Annotated in this window: 19 protein-coding genes; 15 read left to right on the top strand and 4 right to left on the bottom strand. The window is 72.9% G+C overall.

Features of this window, described 5'->3' with window-relative positions:
• On the top strand, nucleotides 1-463 hold a 463-nt coding region (locus ACXN5W_RS19365; RefSeq protein ID WP_473159732.1), incomplete at its 5' end, for an MGH1-like glycoside hydrolase domain-containing protein.
• A 124-nt stretch (nucleotides 464-587) separates the two neighbouring features.
• Here ACXN5W_RS19365 and ACXN5W_RS19360 read toward each other — a convergent pair.
• Nucleotides 588-1,700, bottom strand: coding sequence for a geranylgeranyl reductase family protein (locus tag ACXN5W_RS19360; RefSeq protein WP_473159731.1), 1,113 nt, complete (start codon nucleotides 1,698-1,700; stop codon nucleotides 588-590).
• 133 nt (nucleotides 1,701-1,833) lie between these two features.
• Here ACXN5W_RS19360 and ACXN5W_RS19355 point away from each other — a divergent pair, with 133 nt between their 5' ends.
• Together ACXN5W_RS19355 and ACXN5W_RS19350 are read left to right on the top strand one after the other, a co-directional pair.
• The gene (locus tag ACXN5W_RS19355) at nucleotides 1,834-2,070 is read left to right on the top strand and encodes a hypothetical protein (RefSeq protein ID WP_473159730.1); all 237 of its coding nucleotides are present in this window, start codon (nucleotides 1,834-1,836) and stop codon (nucleotides 2,068-2,070) included.
• 6 nt (nucleotides 2,071-2,076) lie between these two features.
• Nucleotides 2,077-3,525: an MFS transporter gene (locus ACXN5W_RS19350; RefSeq protein ID WP_473159729.1), complete on the top strand. Its 1,449-nt coding sequence runs from the start codon at nucleotides 2,077-2,079 to the stop codon at nucleotides 3,523-3,525.
• 63 nt (nucleotides 3,526-3,588) lie between these two features.
• Here the strand turns inward: ACXN5W_RS19350 and ACXN5W_RS19345 are convergent, their stop codons facing one another.
• The gene (locus ACXN5W_RS19345; RefSeq protein ID WP_473159728.1) at nucleotides 3,589-4,431 is read right to left on the bottom strand and encodes a hypothetical protein; all 843 of its coding nucleotides are present in this window, start codon (nucleotides 4,429-4,431) and stop codon (nucleotides 3,589-3,591) included.
• A gap of 183 nt (nucleotides 4,432-4,614) precedes the next feature.
• Here ACXN5W_RS19345 and add point away from each other — a divergent pair, with 183 nt between their 5' ends.
• From add to ACXN5W_RS19290, 11 genes are all read left to right on the top strand, one after another.
• On the top strand, nucleotides 4,615-5,652 hold the full coding sequence (gene add / locus ACXN5W_RS19340; protein ID WP_473159727.1) for an adenosine deaminase: 1,038 nt from the start codon (nucleotides 4,615-4,617) through the stop codon (nucleotides 5,650-5,652).
• Between the two features lie 472 nt (nucleotides 5,653-6,124).
• On the top strand, nucleotides 6,125-8,074 hold the full coding sequence (locus ACXN5W_RS19335; protein ID WP_473159726.1) for a WD40 repeat domain-containing protein: 1,950 nt from the start codon (nucleotides 6,125-6,127) through the stop codon (nucleotides 8,072-8,074).
• Between the two features lie 95 nt (nucleotides 8,075-8,169).
• A complete protein-coding gene (locus tag ACXN5W_RS19330; protein ID WP_473159737.1) occupies nucleotides 8,170-8,676 on the top strand; it encodes an acyltransferase in 507 nt (168 codons plus the stop codon).
• The gene (locus tag ACXN5W_RS19325; protein ID WP_473159725.1) at nucleotides 8,669-10,276 is read left to right on the top strand and encodes a lipopolysaccharide biosynthesis protein; all 1,608 of its coding nucleotides are present in this window, start codon (nucleotides 8,669-8,671) and stop codon (nucleotides 10,274-10,276) included. Before ACXN5W_RS19330 ends, ACXN5W_RS19325 begins: the two co-directional genes overlap by 8 nt.
• Complete coding sequence (locus ACXN5W_RS19320; RefSeq protein ID WP_473159724.1) at nucleotides 10,269-11,717, top strand: O-antigen ligase family protein; 1,449 nt, start codon at nucleotides 10,269-10,271, stop codon at nucleotides 11,715-11,717. The genes ACXN5W_RS19325 and ACXN5W_RS19320 overlap by 8 nt, the downstream gene beginning before the upstream one ends.
• A complete protein-coding gene (locus ACXN5W_RS19315) occupies nucleotides 11,714-13,246 on the top strand; it encodes a lipopolysaccharide biosynthesis protein (protein WP_473159723.1) in 1,533 nt (510 codons plus the stop codon). The genes ACXN5W_RS19320 and ACXN5W_RS19315 overlap by 4 nt, the downstream gene beginning before the upstream one ends.
• A gap of 64 nt (nucleotides 13,247-13,310) precedes the next feature.
• Nucleotides 13,311-14,204 (top strand): sulfotransferase, encoded by an 894-nt coding sequence (locus ACXN5W_RS19310; RefSeq protein WP_473159722.1) that lies wholly within the window; start codon nucleotides 13,311-13,313, stop codon nucleotides 14,202-14,204.
• The gene (locus tag ACXN5W_RS19305; protein WP_473159736.1) at nucleotides 14,192-15,442 is read left to right on the top strand and encodes a hypothetical protein; all 1,251 of its coding nucleotides are present in this window, start codon (nucleotides 14,192-14,194) and stop codon (nucleotides 15,440-15,442) included. Before ACXN5W_RS19310 ends, ACXN5W_RS19305 begins: the two co-directional genes overlap by 13 nt.
• Before the next feature lie 150 nt (nucleotides 15,443-15,592).
• Nucleotides 15,593-16,072, top strand: coding sequence for a UDP-N-acetylglucosamine--LPS N-acetylglucosamine transferase (locus tag ACXN5W_RS19300; protein ID WP_473159721.1), 480 nt, complete (start codon nucleotides 15,593-15,595; stop codon nucleotides 16,070-16,072).
• Nucleotides 16,069-16,668, top strand: coding sequence for a glycosyltransferase (locus ACXN5W_RS19295; RefSeq protein ID WP_473159720.1), 600 nt, complete (start codon nucleotides 16,069-16,071; stop codon nucleotides 16,666-16,668). The genes ACXN5W_RS19300 and ACXN5W_RS19295 overlap by 4 nt, the downstream gene beginning before the upstream one ends.
• Nucleotides 16,669-16,754: 86 nt before the next feature.
• Nucleotides 16,755-17,696, top strand: a complete 942-nt coding sequence (locus ACXN5W_RS19290) for a glycosyltransferase family 2 protein (RefSeq protein ID WP_473159735.1) — start codon at nucleotides 16,755-16,757, stop codon at nucleotides 17,694-17,696.
• Nucleotides 17,697-17,905: 209 nt separating this feature from the next.
• Here the strand turns inward: ACXN5W_RS19290 and ACXN5W_RS19285 are convergent, their stop codons facing one another.
• Nucleotides 17,906-19,369, bottom strand: a complete 1,464-nt coding sequence (locus ACXN5W_RS19285; RefSeq protein ID WP_473159719.1) for a family 16 glycosylhydrolase — start codon at nucleotides 19,367-19,369, stop codon at nucleotides 17,906-17,908.
• A 144-nt stretch (nucleotides 19,370-19,513) separates the two neighbouring features.
• Between ACXN5W_RS19285 and ACXN5W_RS19280 the strand changes: the two genes are divergently transcribed.
• Entirely contained in the window at nucleotides 19,514-20,377 is an 864-nt protein-coding gene (locus tag ACXN5W_RS19280; RefSeq protein WP_473159718.1) for a GNAT family N-acetyltransferase, read from the top strand.
• A gap of 147 nt (nucleotides 20,378-20,524) precedes the next feature.
• Here the strand turns inward: ACXN5W_RS19280 and ACXN5W_RS19275 are convergent, their stop codons facing one another.
• Complete coding sequence (locus tag ACXN5W_RS19275) at nucleotides 20,525-21,358, bottom strand: SGNH/GDSL hydrolase family protein (RefSeq protein WP_473159717.1); 834 nt, start codon at nucleotides 21,356-21,358, stop codon at nucleotides 20,525-20,527.
• Nucleotides 21,359-21,360 lie beyond the last annotated feature (2 nt).

Here is a 21,360-nt window from a genome sequence, read left to right as displayed (position 1 = left end):
TCGGTTGTTCTCGGGGTGGGGGATCCGGACTCTGGCGGTGGGGGAGGGTCGGTACAACCCGATCGGTTATCACACGGGTACGGTGTGGCCGTTCGACAATTCGTTCATCGCGTGGGGGTTGCGCCGGTACGGTTTCGTGGAGGAGGCCGCCCGGGTCGCCGAGGCGGTGCTGGACGCCGCCGGTTACTTCCGTGGCCGGCTACCCACCGCGATCGCCGGCTACGACCGGCAGTTGACCCGTTATCCGGTCCAGCACCCCCAGTCGTGCAGCCCGCAGGCGTGGTCGAGCGGGGCGCCGCTGCTGCTGATCAGCACGATGCTCGGCCTGGAACCGCACGAGGGGCACCTCGCGGTCGACCCGGCGCTGCCCACCACGCTGGGCCGGATCGAGCTGCTGGACATCCCCGGCCGCTGGGGCCGGGTCGACGCCTTCGCCCGAGGTCGCGTCCCGGTCCGCACCTGAGAACCGACCCGGACCGCTCCCCCGCGCCGCCGCCCTGGGCAGCGGGCAGCCGAGCGGCCGAGCGGCCGAGCGGCCGAGCGGCCGAGCGACCGAGCGACCGAGCGACCGAGCGACCGAGCAGCGGTCAGCGGAGCAGGGCGAGGCCGGCCCGGACCGGCAACCGGTCGACGGTGTGCGCGAACGAGGTCTGGCCGAGGCAGAACCGGGCGAACATCCGCCAGCCCGGCGGGGTGCCGACCAGTCCGTGGAACACCCAGGGCCGCCGGGTGAACGTCGCCAGCAACCGGCGGCCGGCCCGCATCTCCGGCAGCAGTTCGGCGGTCACCCCCGTCACGTACCGGGCGGGGTCGCCGGCCGCCGCGGCCACCCCGGCCAGGGCACCGGACCGCAGGGCGAAGCTGATCCCCTCCCGGCTCCACGGTTCCAGCAACCCGGCCGCGTCCCCGGCGACCAGCACCCGACCCTGGTACAGCGGCGAGTCGACGGTGCGGCAGCGGGTCAGGTGACCGGAGTCGTGTACGGGTTCGACACCGGTCAGGCCGAGCCGTTCCACGAAGTCGGCCAGGTACCGCCGGGTCTGCTCCCCGTGCCCCCGGCTGGCGATCACCCCCACGGTCAACCGGTCCCCCTTCGGGAAGACCCAGGCGTACGACCCCGGCAGCGGACCCCAGTCGAGCAGCACCCGGCCACGCCAGCGTTCCTGCTGCGCCGCCGGAACCGGAAGCTCCACCTCCAACCCCAGGTCGACCTGGTCGTACTCCACGCCGACGTGCCGCGCGGTGATCCCGGAGGACCCGTCGGCGCCCACCACCATCCCCGCGGTCACCCCGGTGCCGTCGGCCAACCGCAGGCGTACCCCCGAAGGGTCCTGCTCGACGGCCCGGACCGGCGCCCGCTGCCGGACCTCGGCGCCGGCCCGGACGGCCGCCTCCCGCAACCGGTCGTCGAACCGCTCCCGCCGCACCATCGCCAGCAGCGGCCCCTCGTGCCGGCGGGTGAAGCCGCGCCGCCCGTTCAGGGTGAACGTCACCCGGTCCACCTCGTCGTCGGCCGGCACCTCGATCCGGTCCCGCACGGCGGCCAGCGAGACCCCGGTCAACCCGCCGCCGCAGGTCTTGTAGCGAGGGTGCTCCGCCCGCTCCAGCACCAGCGTCCGGGCCCCCGCGCGGGCCGCCTCGTACGCGGCGGACAGGCCGGCGGGTCCGGCACCGACGACCGCGACATCCCATTCGTTCACGCTCAGCAGGGTAGGCCACCGGCCGTCACCGGCCGCCGACCGATCTCGTCCCGGGCCAGGCGAATCATCCGGGTACGGCGGGGTAACCGAGATCTCCGCAGACTGCCCGACCGGGCGGAGGAGGTCATTCGTCATGCAGAGCGACGAGTTGTCGGAGCCGGAACAGCGGGTCTACGCCGCGGTGACCGCGCTGGAGAACCGTGGCCAGGTCGGCTTCCCCGACGCGATCGCCGAGGAGGCCGGGTTGCCCGAGGCGGAGATCGACACGCCGCTGCGTCGGCTCGCCGAACGGAACCTGCTGCACCGCGAGGACTCGCCGGGCGAGGGCCTGGACTTCGGTCCGCGCTATCTCGCCGTACAACCCGCGTAGTCCCGGGTGAGCGACCACCCCCCGGAACAGCTCACCGACCGACAGCGCTGGCCGGCGCTGGCCCTCGGGCTCGTCGCGGCCTTCATGACCCTGCTGGACGTCAGCATCGTCAACGTGGCTGTGCCGTCCATCCAGCAGGCGCTCGACGCCGGTCCGAACGCCCTGCAATGGGTACTCTCGGGCTACGCCCTGACCTTCGGCCTGGTGCTCGTGCCGGCCGGCCGGTACGGCGACGCGCGGGGACGGCGCAACATCTTCGCCTTCGGCCTGGCCATGTTCACCCTGGCCAGCGTCGCCGCCGGGATGGCGAGGTCACCGGAGTGGCTGATCGGCGCCCGGCTCGCCCAGGGCGCCGCCGCCGGCCTGATCAACCCGCAGGTGACCGGCCTGATCCAACAGCTGTTCCGGCCCGCCGAACGAGGACGGCCGTTCGGAATGCTCGGGGCCACCGTCGGCATCTCGACCGCGGTCGGTCCGTTGCTGGGCGGCCTGCTGATCCAACTGGTCGGTCCGCACGAGGGTTGGCGGTGGGTGTTCTACGTCAACGTCCCGGTCGGGATCGCCGCCATCGTCTTCGCGCTACGTCTGCTGCCGGACCACGGCGGGCGCGGTGGCGGCAGCCTCGACCCGGTCGGGGTCACGCTGCTCGGGCTCGGGGTCGTGCTCATCCTGCTGCCGCTGGTGGAACGCGCCCAGTGGCACGGCTGGCAGAAGTGGTTGCTCGTCCCGGCCGGGCTGGCGGTGCTGGCCGGGTTCACCGGCTGGGAGTACCGGTACCGCCGGCGCGGTCAACCGGTCTTCGACCTGGCCCTGTTCCGGTTGCGCTCGTACACGTTGGGCGCCGTGATCGCGCTCAGCTACTTCGCCGGCTTCACCGCCATCTTCTTCGTACTCACCCTCTATCTGCAGAACGGGTTGCGGTACAGCGCCCTGGTGGCCGGTCTGGCGGTCACCCCGTTCGCACTCGGCGCCGCGCTCTCGTCCGCGCTCGGCGGCCGGATCGTGAACCGGTACGGTCGGCCGCTGGTCGCGACCGGCCTGTCCCTGGTCGGGGTGGGACTGGGCGCGATCGTGGTGATCCTGCACTTCATCCCCGGCCGGGGCGCCCCGCTGGCCATGGCGGCGCCGCTGGCCGTGGCCGGCCTGGGCAGCGGCCTGGTGATCACGCCCAACCAGACGCTCACCCTGACCGAGGTGCCGGTGCCGCAGGCCGGCAGCGCCGCCGGCATGTTGCAGACCGGCCAGCGTGTCGGCTCGGCGTTGGGCATCGCCGTCGTGGGGGCGATCTTCTTCTCCACCCTGAACCGCCCGGACAGTGGCTTCGCCAGCGCGTTCCGGGAGGCGCTGCTGATCACCATCGGGTTCGTGCTGATCGCCCTGGCGTTCGCCCTGCTGGACGCCACCCTGCACCGCGCCCGACTGAAAGGAAGGGCACCTTCTTATCGCTTCTTGTAGAGGAAGGGCCCCTTCTTATCAGTCCGGGGCAGCGCGATGGATCAGTGCGGCAGCGCGGCCGGATCAGTGCGGCAGTTCGGCGGCGCAGCAGGCCTCTCCGTCGGCCCCGAGCAGGCTGGCGAAGTCGGCGCACCTGATTTTGAAGCGGCCGTCCAGCCCCCACCCGGCACCCCAGGAGTTCTGGAACAGGTACGCGTCCTCGTCGTCCAACCGGTCGAGCATCACGTAGCAGTGTCCGCCGGCCACCGCCCCGGTCGGCTTGACGTAGCCGGCCGCGTCCGGGTGGAACATGTCGTTCGTCCAGTTGGTGCCGACCACCACGGATCCCTGGGCGTTGATCCAGTCGTCGATCTCGGTCACCGAGGTGGCGAACGCGAACGCGGCCAGCCGCCCCCGGTCGCGCAACGCCAGGGCCCCGGAACGGACCGTCGACCCGTTCTCCGCGCGCGGCTCCCCGTCGATCACCTTGCACTCGTAGTACAGGGCGTGCGCGTCGGCGTTCTGGTACGTCCCGGGCACCGGCGTGGCGTCCACCCAACCCGACCAGCCGAAGCCCACGCAGTGGCCGGTGTCCCCCTGGTCGAGTTGCACCGGCAGCGCCCAGGCGGGGGCCTTGTCGCCCGCCGGCGGACCGGGCGGCGCCGGCGGGGTCGGCCCCGACTGCTTCTTCAGCCAACGCCAGAAGACCAGGTACGAACGCCAGTCGGTGAAGTAGGTGGTGTCGGTCAGCACCTGCTCGATCGTCCGCTGGCGGATCGAGTCGGGCGGCTCGGCGATGGCCAGCAGCCGCTCCAGACTCCAGTCCCGCGGATCCGGCCGGTAGATCCGGCCCAACAGCCGGGGCCCGGCCGTCTCGCTCGCGCTGCGGTCCGGCGGGTCCATCGCCAACCGCCTGTCGTTCTCCATGGTGCCTCCTTCGACCGGTGGCTGACCCGCACCGCGATGACGGCGCCGATGCCAGCCGACACCAGCCGATACCAACGGTGCGCCGCCGCCGGACCGGACGCAGTCCAATTGCCGACTTCGCCGGTCCCCCAACCCGGTGAAATCGCTGGTGGCGCGGTCACCGCGGCCGGTAGCCTCCGTCCCGTGGATCTTGCCGGAGGAAACCCCGGACCAGGCCGGACCCGGCCGGCCGGCGACCTGACGACGCTGCCCAAGGCGCACCTGCACGTCCACCTGGAGAGCGCCGTCCGCTGGGACACCCTCCGCGACCTGGCCGACGCCAACGGCGTCCCGCTGCCCGCGCACCTCGCCGGTGGACGGTACGCCTTCAGCGACTTCGCCGACTTCTTCGCCCAGAACGACCTGGTCCGCTCCTGCCTGCGTACCGGTGAGGATTTCCGGCGGGTCGCCCGGGAGTTCTGCGCCGACCAGGCCGCCGACGGGGTCCGTTACGTCGAGGTGTCGGTCACGGCGGCGGCGCACGGCGAGCGGCTGGGCGACCTGGACCTGCCGCTCAGGGGTGTCCTCGCCGGCCTCGCCGAGGGCGGGGCCACGCACGGCGTCGAGTGGCGGGTCATTCTCGACCACTCCCGGCGCCGCTCGGTGGCCCGCGCCTGGCACACGCTCGACCTGGCCACCCGGTACGCCGACGCGGGCGTCGTGGGGATCGGGCTGGCCGGCGACGAGGCGTACCCGGTCGACCCGTTCGTCGAGGTGTTCGCGGCGGCCCGACGGCGCGGCCTGCGGGTGGTTCACCACGCCGGGGAGGCAGCCGGGCCGGCGAGCATCCGGCGGGCGCTGCACCCCGGTGGTGCGGAACGGATCGGCCACGGCATCCGGGCGGTGGACGACCCCGAGCTGCTGGCCGAGCTGGCGCGGCGGCAGATCCCGCTGGAGGTCTGTCCGTCCTCGAACGTGGCGCTCGGCTTCGCCTCCTCGCTCGCCGACCATCCGCTGCCCCGGCTCAGCGCCGCCGGTGTGATGGTCACGCTGAGCACCGACATCCCCGCCATGATCGGCACCACGCTGACCGCCGAGTACGCGCGGCTGCGTGATGTCCACGGCCATTCCGACGCCGATCTGGTGGCCGTCGCCCGGGCCGGCGTGGCGGCGTCGTTCGCCCCGGCCGACGTGCGGGACCGGATCAACGCCGAACTCGACCGCTGGCCGCACGGGGTCTGAGCGGACCGGGCAGGACATCGCCGGTTGGCGGACCGCCGGGCCACCACCAGGCCGCCGGACGCCAACCAGGCGCCCGACGCCGACCAGGCGCCGGACGCCAACCACCGCAAACCACCGACTAATTGGGATTTGCCGCTTTTTCTGAAAAACGCACACCCCGGCTTTTCATACCTGGCCCAACGGAGACCCGAGGAGGCCAGTTGACCATGTACGGTCGACCGACCGGTCGGGCCCGCCGGACGACGGTCAGGGTCGGTAACCCGACGGACCGGTGTCGGCGGGCTTGCCTGTGCCCGCCATGTCTACGTACTGTGCTCGGGCCGCTTCCGACCAGCCGTTATGGACGGACGGCCCTCGTGAATGGCGGTGCTGCGGCCGTCGTTCAGGCCGGAACCGTGGCCCGAAAACCCGATTCCGGTCCAATCCCGTCGCGCGCACGCTACGCCAATCCCTTTTCGGCTGGAGGTACTACGTGAGCTTCTCCCGGCAGGTCCGGCGCACACGGTGGAAGCGGGCCGCCGTGATCGTGCCCTCGATTTCGACGTTCGCGGTGCTGCTCGGCGCACCCGCGAGCGCCGTGGTGGTCCCGCCTCCGGAAGTTGGCACACTGGCCTCGGCCAACCCGTCCAACACCACGGCACACGCCAAGGACGGCGAAGGTCGCGCGTTCGCGCAGATCGGCGACATCGTGTACGTCGGTGGCAGTTTCACCCAGGTCCGCAGCGCCTCGGTGGCGACCTGGGTGACGCAGCGCTACCTGTTCGCGTACGACCGTCGCACCGGCGATCTGGTCAGCGGCTTCTCCCCGGACCTCGACGGTGCGGTGAACGCCCTGGTCGTCAGCCCGGACGGCCGGCTGATCGTGGGCGGCGCGTTCAAGACGGTCAACGGCGTCAGCCGGAAGAACCTGGTGGAACTCGACCCGGCCACCGGGGCCACGATCGGGTCCTGGGACGCGCACTCCGACGGCGGTGTGATCCGCACCATGAAGTTGCGCGGCAACAACCTGTACCTGGGCGGTGCCTTCAACTGGCTCAACGGGGTCGAGCGACACGGCATGGCCCGGATCAACGCCACCACCGGCGCCCTGGACCCCAACTTCGTGCTGGACATCGCCGAGAGTCGGACCACGGTCGCGCCGTACGTCTGGACCCTGGACGTCACCCCAGACGGCCAGACGCTGGTGATGGGCGGCAACTTCAAGAAGGTCAACGGCCTGGACCGCAACCAGATCGCCCTGGTGGACCTCGCCAACGGCACCGCGACGGTGGCGAACTGGAGCACCCAGCGGTACGTTCCGCCGTGCGCCAACCCGACGCTGTTCGACCACTACGTCCAGGAGGTGGACTTCTCCGACGACGGCAGCTACTTCATCGTGGGTAGCAACGGCGGCGGCGGCTGGCCCACCGCGTACTGCGACGCGCTGGTCCGGTTCGAGACGGCGACCCGGGGCAGCAGCCTCGACGCCACCTGGATGGACTTCACCGGCAACGACACCGTCACCTCGGTCGAGGTGACCGACAACGTCATCTACCTCGGTGGTCACTTCCGCTGGCTGAACAACCCGAACGCCGTCGACAAGGACGGCCCGGGGGCGGTGGACCGGCTCGGCATCGCGGCGGCGGACCCGAGCAACGGCATGCCGTTGAACTGGAACCCCCGGCGCAGCGGGGCGCCCACCGGCACCACCGCCTGGGGTTCGGCCGTCCCGGTCCTGTGGCGCGGTACCGACGGTATCTACTTCGGACAGAACTCCGACGGGATGGGCGACGAGTACCACGGGCGGATCGGGATGTTCCCGCTCGCCAGCGGCCGTAGCGTGCCGGCGCTGGACGCGCCCCGCGACAGCCCCGGGTACCTGTACCTGGGGACCGCCCCCAACACGCTGACCAAGGTGCCGTTCGCCGCGGGCGTGCTGGGCGCTCCCTCGGCCACGACCCAGCCGAACCTCACCTCGGCCGGAGTCACGATGCGGGTCGGCGACAAGCTCTACTGGTCCAGCGGTACCCAGCTGGGCTTCTCGCAGTTCACCGGCACCACCGTGGGCGCGCCCTGGTACGTCGGCTACAACGACTGGTACAACCCGTCCACCCTGACCGGCGCCTTCTTCCTGAGCGGCCGGATGTACTACACCAAGCCCAACAACAACTCGCTGTTCTACCGGTACCTGGAACCCGACGGCTACACCGTGGGCGGCACCGAGTTCACGCTGCCCACCACGGGCGTGAGCTGGTCGCTGGCGCGCGGGTTGGCGTACGCCGACGGATCGGTCGTCTGGGGCGCCACCAACGGCTCGCTGCACTCGGCACCGTTCGACCCGGCCGCCACCCCGGCGGTCAACGGAGCCACGGCCACCACGATCGACACCACGGCGACCGGGCTGAGTTTCACCAGCCCCACGCTGTTCTTCTCGAACCAGTGACGCCGGACCAACCGACGCACGACGGGCCGGCCGCGGGGTTTCCGCGGCCGGCCGCACCGCCGCGCGGAGGCGTCGCCGGTGCCGCCGTACGGCTGGTGTTCGCGGCCAAGCGGCGCTGGTACCGGTTGCGCTATCCCCGGCTGCGACTCGGCCGGGACGTGCAGATCCGGGGCCGGTTGCGGCTGCGGAGGGGTGTCCGGGTGACCATCGGCGACCGTACCCGGATCAACAAGCTGGTCCGGTTCGCCGGGCCCGGCGAGGTGGTGGTGGGCCGGGACTGCCTGCTCAACGCGACCTGGGTCGGTTGCTGGTCGCAGGTGACGATCGGCGACCACTGCCTGTTGTCGGACTGCCAGGTGGTGGACAACACGTTCCACAATCTCGATCCGGTACGCCGCCATGATGCACCAGGAGCGGGCACCCGATCACCCATCGTGATGGAGGACAATGTCTGGGTTGGCGCCGGCGCGCTGGTGATGAAGGGGGTCCGGATCGGCCGGGACAGTGTTGTCGGGGCGGCCACGGTCGTCCGGTCCGATGTCCCGGCCCGGGTGGTGGTGATTGGAAACCCGCAACAGATAGTCAAGAGGTTCGATGGCTGACACGACCGACCTGACCACCGCCGGCCGGCGCGCGGTGACCCTCACCGACCTGGCCCGGATCCCGATCCGACGATGGCCGGTTGTCGCGCTCGCCGCCCTGCTCGGTCTGGTGGGCACCGCTGGATACCTCTGGCTGATCCCGGCCACCTATGAGGCCACGGCCGTGGTCGCCGTCCGGCCGGTGGTGGCCGACCCGTTCAGTTATCCCGGCCCCGGCGCCGACCGCACGGTCAACATGAACGTCGAGAACGGGCTGGCCACCGGCACCCAGGTCATCGACGCGGTGGCCGCCGCCACCAACCGACCCGCCGGTCAGGTGCGCGCCGCGCTCCAGGTCGAACTGCCGGTCGGCACCCAGGTGCTGCGCTTCGTGTACGCCGACCGGACCGCCACCGCCGCGGTCACCGGGGCCAACACCGCCGCGCAGACGTACCTCGACGCGCGCCACGGGCTGTACGACCGGCAGCGCTCGACCGTGCTCGCCTCGTACGACGAGGCGATCAGGAACGTCACCGCGCAACGGACCGCCGCCCGCAAGTCACTGCCGAACGGCGGTGGCACGAACGGCAACGCCGCGCCCGGCGTGACGGCCACCGTCGACCAGTTGCGCGCCCTCAACGAACAGCTCGCCCAGCTGACCGAGGACCGGGCCCGGGCCGCCGCGGTCGACGTCACCCCGGGGACCCTGACCCGGACCGCCGCCCCACCCGTGCCGTCCAGCCACGACTCGGCACCGGTCCTCCTGCTGGCCGGCCTGCTCGGGGGCGCCCTGCTCGGTGCCGTGGCCTCCTTCGGGCAGGAGTCCCTGAACCGCCGGATCCGGTCGTTGGCCGACGCCGAGGAACTCCTCGGTGGCCCGGCGCTGGCGCAGGTCCACCTGCCCCGCCGACCCGCCGCCGAACCCGGCGCCGACCTCCGGTACGCAGCACTGGTGCTCGCCCAGCAGCTCGCCCCCGGGGAGCACCGCGCCGTACTGCTGGTCTGCCGTCCCGACGAGCACCGGAACCTGCTGGTCACCGGCCTGCGTACCGCGCTGGCCGAGCAGGACGTCACGGTGCGGGTCGAGGAAGCCACGGCACCGTCCGGCGGCGACGCACCGACCCCGGACGACGCCCCGGACGACCAGCTGGCGACCACGCCGACGACGCCGTGGGCGACGCCACCGCGCCGGCCCCACGGAGTCCCGCCGAGCCCGGTCCCGCGCCGGCCGGACCAGTACTCCCCGACCATGGCCCCCGGCGCGCCGATCAGCCGGCTGCTGCTCGACGAGGCCGGCCCGGAATCACCCCTGACGGCCGAACCGGAACCGTCGACGGAACCATCCCGGCCCCGGGCGGCGGCCATCGGCACCGCCCGGGTCCCGGCGCCGGCCCCGCCGGCCCCACCGCCTCCGCCGCCGACCGGCACCACCATCGTGCTGGTGACCGCGCCCCCCGCCGAGAGCGACGAGGCCGGGGTCCGGGCCGCCCGCTCCGGGGTGGCCGTGCTGCTCGTCAGCCGGGACCGCACCCGGGTCCGCGACCTGCGTCGACTCGCCGAACGGCTCGACCTGACCGGCGCGCAGACCCTCGGCTTCCTCTATCTCACCGGGCATGGCTGAGGTCGCGGCCCGACCCGCTCCGGCGGTCACGGGCCCGACCGGGACGCGGTACCGGACCGCCCCACCCACCCTGCCGACCTGGCCGCTGACGGCCCTGTTCGGGCTCGTCCCGCTGTGGTGGGTCATGGGCGCGTTCTTCCTGGTGTGGCCGATGTTCGGCGCCCTGCTGCTGGCGTTGCTCATCCGCCGTGGCCGGGTGCCGCTGCCGGCGGGCACCACCTGGTGGCTGATGTTCCTCTGCCTGGCCCTGCTCAGCACCACCCGGCTGGACCGCGGCACCGCCTATCTCAGCACCGGCCTGCGCTTCGCCTTCTACGTCACGGCCGTGGTGGTCGGGGTGTACGTCTACACCGCCGCCCGGGAACTGGCCCCCTGGCACCGGCTGCTGCGCCCACTGTGCCTGTTCTGGCTCACCCTGATCGCGCTCGGCTGGGTGGGCGTGCTGCTGCCCCGGCTGTCCCTGGTCACCCCGACCGAGATCCTGCTGCCGGCCGGCATCGCGAAGGCACCGTTCATCGCCGACATGGTGCACCTGCACGCCTCCGAGTTCAGTCCCCGGGCGCTGGTCCCGACGTACCGGCCGGCGGCACCGTTCCCGTACACCAACAACTGGGGCAGCACGTACGCGCTGCTCGTGCCCTGCGTCCTGGCGTACCTGCTGTCGGTGCCCACCGGCCCGCTGCGCGTTCTGCTGATGGTCTCGCTGCCGCTGTCCATCCCACCGGCCTTCTTCACCCTCAACCGCGGCATGTTCATCAGCCTCGGCGCCGGGCTGCTGGTGCTGGCCGTCCGGGCGGTCCGCCGGGGCAACGTCCGGGTGGCCGGCTCGGTCGTGCTGCTGGCTGTCCTCGGCTGGCTGGCCACCCTGATCATCCCGGTGGGCGATCTCATCCAGCAGCGCACCAGCACCAGCGACACCACCGTGGACCGGGCCAGCCTCTACCTCGAGGTGATCAACTCGATCGCGGAATCACCGCTGCTCGGTTACGGCGGCCCGGTCACCGTCGACACCACCTCGGCCGACGCCCCGGTCGGCACCCAGGGCCAGTTCTGGCTGGTGCTGTTCAGCCACGGCATCCCGGCGACCCTGTGCTTCCTCGCCTGGTTCGTCGCCGTGGCCGTGCCGATGAGCCGGGCCCGGTCCTCGGCCGGCCAGTGGCTGTCGGTGGTGCCGCTGATCGCCCTGGTGCAGCTCCCGTTCTACGGACTCACCTTCCAGAACCTCACCGTCGCCTTCCTCGCCGTCGGGCTGGCGCTCGCCGCCGTCGACGGCCCGGTCAACCGGAAGCCAGCGATCGGCACCGGGCCCGCGCGCCGTGCCCGCCGCGCCGACCCGGCCGGGGCGGCCCCGGACCGGCCCGCCGGCCGGCGGGACCGGGTCGGCCGGGTGGACCCAGCCGGCCGGGTGGACGCGGTACGCCGAATCGGGGCGGTCCGTTGAGCGTCCCCGGCACCGCCACCACCACCGGCGCCGCCACCGAGCGGACCGAGCTGCGCCGCAGCGCCCGCAGCGGGCTCATCGGGCTGGCCGGCGCGGCCGTCAGCGGGGTGTTCGGCTTCCTGCTCGCCATCGTGATCACCCGTGGTTACGGCGCGGTCGGCGCCGGCGGCCTCTTCGCGGCCATCGGAGTGCTGACCGTGGCCACCGCGGTCTGCTGCCTCGGCGCCGACACCGGGCTGATCTGGGCACTGGCCCGCCGCCGGCTCGGCCCCGGTGGCGACGGCGCCCGGCTGCTGCCGGTGGCGCTGCTGCCGCCGCTCACCGTCGCCCTGCTGACGGCGGTCGCGGGCGTCCTGGCGGCACCGCTCATCGGTCCCGCGCTGCTCGACGACGCCGGCCGGGAAGGCACCCGGCTGATCGCCCTGACCTTCGCCGCCGTCCCGCTGACCGTGGCGATGACCATCCTGCTGTCCGCCGTCCGCGCCAGCCGGCCCATCGGGGCGTACGTGGGCATCCAGTTCCTGCTGCTGCCGGTGAGCCGCCCGGCGCTGATGGCCGCCGTACCGCTGCTCGGCGGTGGTCTGGTGGCCGGGCTGCTGGCCTGGTGGGCGCCGGTCGTCGCGGCGGTGTTCGGCTGTGTGCTGCTCGCCTGGCGCCCGCTCGGCGTGGGCGCCACCGGGTTGCGCCCGGTCGGCGCGGACTGGCGGTCGTTCTGGGGCTTCGCCCTCCCCCGGGCGCTGTCGGCGGCCATCGACAGCGGCAGCATGTGGATCGGGGTGCTGCTCACCGCCGCCCTGGCCGGGCAGCGCGACGCCGGGGTGTTCGGCGGGGTCGGTCGGTACGTGCTCGCCGGCCAGCTCGCCATGCAGGGGCTGCGGGTGGCCGTCGCGCCGCAGTTGTCCCGGCTGCTCGGCGCCGACCGCCGCGCGGACGCGCTGGCCGTACACCGGCAGACCACCGTCTGGGTGGTGCTGCTGTCCTGGCCGGTCTATCTGCTGCTGGCCGCGTTCGCCCCGGCCTTCCTGGCCCTGTTCGGCCAGGGGTTCACCGACGGCACCACCGCGCTGACCGTGCTGGCCGGCGCGATGCTGGTCAACGTCGGGCTGGGCAACGTGCAGACCCTGCTGCTGATGAGCGGGCGCAGCGGTCGGCACCTGTTCGCCGCGACGCTGGGCCTGGCGACCACCGTGCTGCTCGGGCTGCTGCTCATCCCGGCGTACGGGGTGACCGGCACCGCCTTCGGCTGGGCCGCCGGGATCGTGGTGGAGAACGTCACGGCCGCGGTGGCCGCGTCCGCGATGCTCGGCCACAGCGTCCTCGGCCGGTCGGTGCTGGTGACGGCGACGACGACGCTGGCCGCCGTGGCGGTGACGGCCGGCGCCGGGATCGTGGCCACCGGTGGGCGCGGTCCGGCGGGTCTGGCCGTGGCCGTGGGCCTGCTCTGTTGCGGTGTGGGCCTCGCGGCGACCCGGCGCCCGGTGCGGCGCCGGTTGATCGAGGCGGTCCGGACCGTGCGCGGCCGGACCTGACGGTACGGCGGTACGGCGGCGCGGCGCCGACCAGCGACCACGGCCAGGAGAGAGGGAGGGAAGCATGACAACGCTGCGGGACCGGTTCAACCAGGCCGCACCGACCGGCCTGCGGGACCGGCTCAAGGACGGGCTCGTCCGGTACGGCGAACACACCAGCGACCAGCGCCGGTTGCCGGATTTCCTGATCATCGGCACCAAGCGCGGCGGCACCACGTCACTGTGGAACTACCTGATCCGCCACCCCCTGGTGCCCCGGCTGTATCCGGCCTGGAACACCAAGACCTCGCACTACTTCGAGGAGAACTGGTACCGGGGCGAGCGCTGGTACCGGTCGCACTTCCCCACCGACCGGCGGCGGGCGGCGCTGCGCCGGCGGCACGGCGCCGAGCCCCGGGTCGGTGAGGCGGCGCCGCTGTACATGTTCCACCCGCTGGCCGCCGGCCGGGTGCACGACCTGATGCCCGAGGCACGGTTGATCGTGCTGTTGCGGGATCCGGTGGAGCGGGCGTACTCGCACTGGAAGGAACGCCGGACCGAGGGCACCGAGCCGCTCGGCTTCGCCGAGGCCCTCGCGGCCGAGCCGGAGCGGACGGCCGGGGAGCGGGACCGGTTGATCGCCGAGCCGGCGTACCACAGCAACGCCTACGACTGGTACAGCTACCGGGCCCGGGGGCGTTACCTGGAACACCTGGCGCCCTGGCTCGACCTGTTCGACCGGCGGCAGTTGCACATCCTGCCCAGCGAGACGCTCTACCGGGATCCGGCCGGCACCTACGCCGGGGTGCTGGCCTTCCTCGGCCTGCCGCCGCACGACCTGGGCCGGTACGACGTGTTCAACGACCGGCGGTCGTCCCCGATGGACCCGGCGGTCCGCGCGGAGTTGACCGAGTACTACCGTCCGCACAACGCGGCGCTGCGCGACCGGCTCGGCATGACGTTCGACTGGCCGTCGTGACCCCGACCACCAACGACCCCCGGGACCGCTCCGACGGTCTGGGCTGGGTGACCCGGGCGGTCTTCGCCGACCCCCGGCTGCGGGTGACGGTCGCGGCCCACGCCGATCCGACCGCCGCGCTGCGGTACGCGGTGGTGCCGTCGGTCGAGCGGGCCCGGTTCCTGCTGCCGCTGGCCGGGCCCCGGGTGGCCGCCGCCGCCGTGCTCGCCTACAACGCGCTGCGGCCGGCCCGGGTCCGGCTCGCCCGCACCGCGGTCGGGGCCGCGGCCCGGGTCGGCGCCGCCCGGCTGGCCCGGTTCCCGGTACTCAACGTCACCGTCCCGGCCGGGGTGGACCCGACCGAGGTGCTGCTGGTCCGGCGGCTCGCCCACGAGATCGGGGCCGGCCCGTTGCACGCGGCGATCGGCGTCCGGCCGCCGGACCCGAACCGCAAGCCCACGTTGCAGTTGTTCGACGACGCCGGCCAACCCCGTGGATACGCGAAGCTCGGCTGGAACGCCGCCACCCAGGCAATGGTCCGGGCCGAGAGCAGGGTGTTGACCGAACTGGACAGCCGACCGACGGACCCGGCGTTCCCGCTGGTGCCGGCGCTGCTCACGGCCGTCGAGTGGGCCGACCGGTCGGTGGCCGTGATCGCCCCGCTGCCCCGGGCCGTGCGCCGGCTGGCCGACCCGGACGCCGTCCGGCTGCCGGCCATCCGCGCGGTGGCCCGCAACGGCGGGCCGGCGACGGCGCCCCGACCGCTGGCCGGTTCCGCGCTGCACACCCGGTTCACCACCGAGGCGGCCGCCGTGGCCGGGACCGGTGAGACACGTTTCCGCACCGCGCTGGACGCCCTCGTCGACAGGTACGGCCGGGTGCCGCTGGAGTTCGGCCGGTGGCACGGCGACTGGGTGCCGTGGAACCTGGGCCAGGTCGGTGACCGGCTCGTCGCCTGGGACTGGGAGCACTCCGGTGCCGGCGTGCCGTTGGGCTTCGACCTGGCGCACCAGGCGTTCCAGCACGAACTGGTGGTGGCCGGCCGGCCGGTGGGCGAGGCCGCGGACGCGGTCGCGGTGGCCGTCCGGCGGCACGGCGTCGAGTTGGGACTGGACGCCGACGGTTGCGTCGCGGTGACCGAGGCGTACCTGCTGGAGATGTGGCTGCGGACCTGGCGGTTGGCCCGGGGCGGCGCCGGCTGGAACCCGGCGCTCCATCCCGGGCTGCTGACCGTGCTGGCCGAACGGCAGGGACGTTGACCGCCGTGGAATGATCTTTTTTTGCGAGATGCGAAAACGTCTCGAAAAATTGTCGGATCGGAGTACCCCGTGCGGCACATGGCGTCGGACATCCTGCATAGATGGCTCGGCGGGCAGCCAACCCGCCCGTCCGACACCTGCGGAGGATGAGTGGCACAGCTCGTTGACACGTCGTCGGACGGCGAACTCCTGCTCGTCGCCTCCAGCGGCGGGCACCTCGCCCAACTGCTCGCCCTACGGTCCTGGTACCACACCTGGCGGCGGTGCTGGGTCACCTTCGACACCCCGGACGCCTGCTCCCTGCTCGGCTCCGAGCAGGTCGTCTGGGCGCACCACCCGACGACCCGGAATCTGCGCAACCTGCTGCGCAACGCCGTCCTGGCGGCCCGGACCCTGCGCCGGCGCCGGATCGCCGCGGTGATCACCACCGGTGCCGGCGTCGCCCTGCCGTTCGTCGCCCTGGCCCGGCTCCGGGGCATCCCCACCATCTACATCGAGGTGTCCGACCGGGTGGACACCCGCACCATGACCGCCCGGCTGTGCCGACCGTTCCTGTCGGCGATGCTCGTGCAGCTGGAGGAGCAGCGCCGGCTCTACCCGGGCGCCACAGTGGTGGGAGAGCTGCTGTGAGCGGCGCGGCGGCCGGTGAGCCGACCGTCCGGTCGGCCACCGGCGGAGACACCGGCACGGCCGTCCTGGTCGTCGTCGGCACCGACAAGCACCCGTTCGACCGGCTGATGGACTGGCTCGAACGCTGGTACGCCAATCGCGACGACCGGCCAACCATCACCGTCCAGTACGGCAGCAGCCGCCAACCCCGGTTGCCGGGCGCGACGAGCTTCCTCGGTCACGACGAGCTGGGCACCGCGATGGCCGGGGCGAGGCTGGTGGTCAGCCACGGCGGCCCCGCCACCATCGCCGAGGCCCGGGCGGCCGGCCGGTTGCCCATCGTCGTGCCCCGGGACCCGACGTACGGCGAGCACGTCGACGCGCACCAGGTGCGTTACAGCGCCCGCCTGGCAGCCGCCGGTGACATCCGGCTGTGCGGGTCGGCGGCGGAGCTGGGCCGGGCCCTCGACGAAGGGCTGGCCGAGCCCGAGGCGTACCGGATCGATCCGGCGACCGACGCACACCGGGCCGCCGCGCGGGACCGGGCGGCCGCCCGGGTGGGGCGGATCGTCGAGGACCTGGTACGCGCGGCCCGGACCCGGCGGCGGTTCCGGTGAGCGTCGTCGAGCCGGCCGGTGCGCCGGCGGACCCGGTCGCCGAACCGGCGGGACCGATCACCGTCGACGCCGCCGAACCGGCGGCCCTGGCCGACCCGGTCACCGAACCGGCTGCCGGCGGTGCGCCGTCGGTGACCGCCGTGGTGCCCACCCGGGATCGGCCGGAGCTGCTGGCAGCCGCCCTGCGCGGCATCCTGGACCAGGACTACCCGGGTCGGATCGAGGTGCTGGTGGTCTACGACCAGTCCACCCCGGACCTCGGGCTGGCCAGGACCGATCCGCACCGGTCGGTGCGGGTGCTGCGCAACGGGCGGAGCCCCGGACTCGCCGGCGCGCGCAACACCGGCATCGAGGCGGCCACCGGTGACCTGGTGGCGTTCTGTGACGACGACGACGAGTGGCTGCCGGGCAAGCTCGCCGCCCAGGTGGCGATGCTGGCGGCCAGCGACGCCGAGGTGGTCTGCTGCGGCATCCGGGTCCGGTACGACGACCGGGAGGTGGATCGGACCCTGGACGCGGAGCGGATCGACCTGGCCGCGCTGCTGCGCGACCGGCTCACCGAACTGCACCCGTCGACCTTCCTGATCCGCCGCGCGGCGCTGCTGGACGGCATCGGGCCGGTGGACGAGGAGATTCCGGGCAGCTACGCGGAGGACTACGAGTTCCTGCTGCGGGCCGCCCGGCGCCGCCCGCTGGCCAACGTCCGCCAGCCCTACACGCTGGTCCGCTGGCACCGTCGCTCCTACTTCTCCCAACGCTGGACGATGATCTCGGACGCGCTGCAATGGTTGCTGGAGCGGTATCCGGAGTTCAGCACCGAACCGGCCGGCGCGGCGCGGATCGCCGGACAGATCGCGTTCGCCCAGGCCGCCTCCGGTGACGCCCGTGGCGCCCTGCGGTGGGCTCGCCGCACCCTCGGGCACAACCCCCGGGAGCCGCGCGCCTACCTGGCGCTGGCGGTGGCCAGCCGCACCGTCCGGGCCGACCAGGTGGTACGGGCGCTGCACCGGCACGGCCGGGGCATCTGAACCACCCCGGACACCGACCACGAGGTGGCCGGAACGGCGCCGGACACGATGTGGGCCGGAACGGCGCCGGACACGATGTGGGCCGGAACGGCGCCGGACACGACCTGGGCCGGAACGGCCCGCCGGGACCCTCTCCGGCGGGCCGTTCCCACGGGCCGCAGAGCCCGCCCGCCGGGTCCGCGACGCCGGACCCGGACGCGATCTCCGGGTCAGCGCCGCCAGACCCGGACGTAGTCGACCTGGAAGTCGGACGGGAACCGGGTGGCCGCGTCCGGATCACCCAACCAGCCGCCGACCTGGATGTTCAGCCGTAGGTGGAACGGCCGGCTGAACGCCTTGTCGAACCACGACGTGGTGCTCCGGTCGCGCCGGTAGACCTCCTTGCCATCGATGTACCAGCGCATCACCCCCGGCTCCCATTCCGTGGTGTACGTGTGGAAGCCGTCGGCCGGGACACCGTCCGGCAGGGCCGACCGGTTGTCCTGCTTGATCGGCGTGTAGTCGTAGAAGATGGCCTGCGTCGCCAGCTTGTAGTAGTTGGCGCCGCCGGGAAGCTCGACCACGTCGATCTCGCCCACCCCACCGTCGTCGGGACGTAGCCAGAACGCCGGCCAGATGCCGGTGGAACCGGTGGCCGTGGTCGGCGACTTGGCCCGCACCTCGAAGCGGCCGTAGGTGAACGACGCCTTGCCACGGGTGTCCAGATAGGCCGATGTGTACGCCCGGCGCTCCGAGCCGCAGCTGAACGACTCCCGGTTCGCCCGCAGGGTCAGTGTGCCGTTGCCGACGAACACGTTGTTCGGACGGTTCGTGATGCACGCCTTGTCGTAGTCCAGCAGGGTGGGCCCCTGAGCGTTCCACTTGGTGGTGTCCAGCGAGGTGCCGTTGAACTCGTCCGACCAGGACAGTCGCCAGCCGGCCGGGGCCGCACCGCTGGCCGGCGCCGTCGGGCCCCGGCTCGCCGCCGCGGCCGACTGCTTCGGGGTGGCCGACGGCCGGCTGGGCGACGGGCTGGCGCTGGCGCTGGCGGACGCGCTGGGTACGGCTGCCGACGGCACGGCGGTGTCGGACGGAACGGGCGCCGGACCGGTGCTGTCGTACGTGATCGTCAGCTCGGGTCGGATCTCGGCCCGCTTGTTCTCCCGGGACGCCCAGTAGATCCGGGTGTTGTGGTTCTCCTGCCGCAGGGTGAACGTGTAGGTGCCGTTGCCGCGTACCGCGGTCGAGACGTCCCAGGTGTTGTACCCGTTCACCACCGTGTCGTTGGCGGCCACCAGGTTCGTCAGCGACAGTTCGGGACGGCGGGTCAGCAGACCCGGCCCGGTGGCGGACCCGGCGCCGTACGCGACCACCCGGGCCGGGGCGGCGCTCCAGGCGTGCAGTCGCAGGTGTGCTCGGATATGGCCGGCGTCGGCCGGCAGGCCGCTGACCGCGAACTCCAGCACGGCGTCCCGCCATCCGCGGGGGTTGCCGTCGCAGAGCTGTGGGCAGGTGGCCAATGTGGTCTTTATCCCGTTGTCGCCGTCCTGCGCGACGGCGGTGGCGGTGGTGTCCGCCACCGCCACCACGGTGCTGCTGCCGGAATCGTCGGCCAGCAGCGGCAACGTGGTGCCGAGCAGGGCGGCGACGGCGGCGGCACCGACGACGACGTACAGGGTTCGCTTGCTGCCCATCTGGTCACTCCTCAGGCTGATGCCCGGCGACGCTACCTGGCGGAGCAACTTGATCACGTCCCGTACACCCCGATCTAACGTGTGTTTAAGCTGAACTTAAAGGCCGGTCCGGGCCCGGGACAGCCATCGTGGAAGCATGAGCCGATGCGGGCACGAAGCATGCACGATCGGACGGAACTACTGGCCATTCTGGGTCGTGACCGCATCCTGCACGCCTATCACCTGGGCGATCTGGACGACTTCTGCTGGCCGTACACCACCTGGTACGCCTGGCAGGACGCGGTGGCGCTGCTCTACCACGCCACCGAACCGGCCACCCTGCTGCTGTTCGGTCCCGCCGACGGCCCGGCCGGATCGCTGCTCACCGACATCCGGGACCTGTTGCCGGCCCGGCTGCACGCACACCTCTCCCCCGGGCTGGCACGCCTGCTCACCGGGTCGGGCCGGCGGATCACCTCGGCCGAGCCACACCTGCGGATGGCGTTCACCGACGGCCGGTGCCTCGACCGGGCCGTGCCCACCGCGCCCACCCGGCTCGTCGCGTCCGCCGGGGTCACCGCGCCCGCCGAGAGCCCGGCCGGACCGCTCGGACCAGCCGGACCGGTCGAGCCCGTCGAGCTGGTCGAGCCGGTCGGCCCCGACGATCTGCGCGAGGTGACCGACCTCTACGCGAGTGCCTACCCCGGGAACTGGTTCGACCCGCGCATGCTGGAGACCGGTCAGTACGTGGGCATCCGCCGCGCCGGACGGCTGGTGGCGATCGCCGGGGTGCACGTCTGGTCACCCACCTACCGGGTCGCCGTGCTGGGCAACGTCACCACCCATCCGGACGTACGCGGCCAGGGGCTGGCCACCGCGGCCGTCGCCGCCCTGGTCCGCCGGCTGCGGCCGGTGGTGGACCACATCGCGCTGAACGTCCACGCGGACAACGCCGCCGCCGTCACCGTGTACCGCCGCCTCGGCTTCACCATGGCGGCCCGGTTCGGCGAGTACACCCTGGAGCCGTGATCGGAGCGCGTACCCACCGGCCAGGGCCGCGCGGACCGAGCCGGACGCGCGGACCGAGCCGGCGGGTCAAGCCGGACGCGCGGACCGAGCCGGGGGGTCAAGCCGGGCCCGGCCTCGCTGGTGGCGGGGTGGCGGCGGTACGTCCGGTCACGACGCCCGAAGGTGCGCGACCACGCGACGCAGGATGAACTCCTGTCCGGCGGGGGTGGGATGCACCCCGTCTGATTCGAGCAGGCCGGCAAGGCCGTTGGCCCCCATGGCGGTGTGTATGTCCACGCTGTCCGGGACCACCTTGCGGACGACGGCGGCGACCTCGGCCACCGTCGTCGCGTCCCAGCGCAGCGGGAAGTCGGCGAAGAAGCTGGTGATCCGGTCCTGGTCGGCGGCCGGTGGCGTGATGACGGTGACCTGGGCGCCCAGATCCCGGGTGACGAGATCGAGCAGCGCCCGCAGGTTGCGTTCGGTCTCGGGTGCGGTGACCATCCGGTGGCTGCTGGTCCGGCCGTGTTCCCGGGCGTCGTTCGTGCCGAGCATCAACAGCACCCGGCTGGGCCGGGCGGCCTCCAACAGGTCGAACCGCTCCAGCACGTCGGCGGTGGTGTTGCCGCTGACGCCCAGGTTGTGCAGGGTGACGGCGGGGGCGCGGAGGAGCCTGACCGACGCGGTGAGCAGTTCGAACCAACCGAGCCGGTCCGCGGTGACCGAGTCGCCCACCGCGACGATCCGGTCGCCGGGTTGGAACGGCAGCCCGGCGATCCCGGCCCGGTAGCGGTCGTCGGCCAGCAGCCGCGCGGCGGTGGTCCGGGCCCGTTCGCCGAGGGCGTCGACGAGGGTCCGGACGTGCCCGGGTGGGCACCCCAGCATCTGTCCGAGCAGGTCGGCGTGCGTGCCGTCGGGGATCGGGAACCGGCGCAGCATCGGCCAGCCCCGGGTACGGGTGTAACGCAGCAGGTGCTGTCGTTCCTCGTCGGTGACGACCATGT

The sequence above is a fragment of the Plantactinospora sp. A48 genome, assembly GCF_055793945.1.
This window is presented reverse-complemented; position numbering and strand designations above follow the sequence as displayed.

Coding starts and splice junctions, on each gene's coding strand:
- ACXN5W_RS19280 (WP_473159718.1), top strand. CDS start 19,514: ATGCGGGCACGAAGCATGCACGATCGGACGGAACTACTGGCCATTCTG.
- ACXN5W_RS19325 (WP_473159725.1), top strand. CDS start 8,669: ATGGCTGACACGACCGACCTGACCACCGCCGGCCGGCGCGCGGTGACC.
- ACXN5W_RS19285 (WP_473159719.1), bottom strand. CDS start 19,369: ATGGGCAGCAAGCGAACCCTGTACGTCGTCGTCGGTGCCGCCGCCGTC.
- ACXN5W_RS19275 (WP_473159717.1), bottom strand. CDS start 21,358: ATGGTCGTCACCGACGAGGAACGACAGCACCTGCTGCGTTACACCCGT.
- ACXN5W_RS19345 (WP_473159728.1), bottom strand. CDS start 4,431: ATGGAGAACGACAGGCGGTTGGCGATGGACCCGCCGGACCGCAGCGCG.
- ACXN5W_RS19310 (WP_473159722.1), top strand. CDS start 13,311: ATGACAACGCTGCGGGACCGGTTCAACCAGGCCGCACCGACCGGCCTG.
- ACXN5W_RS19355 (WP_473159730.1), top strand. CDS start 1,834: ATGCAGAGCGACGAGTTGTCGGAGCCGGAACAGCGGGTCTACGCCGCG.
- ACXN5W_RS19320 (WP_473159724.1), top strand. CDS start 10,269: ATGGCTGAGGTCGCGGCCCGACCCGCTCCGGCGGTCACGGGCCCGACC.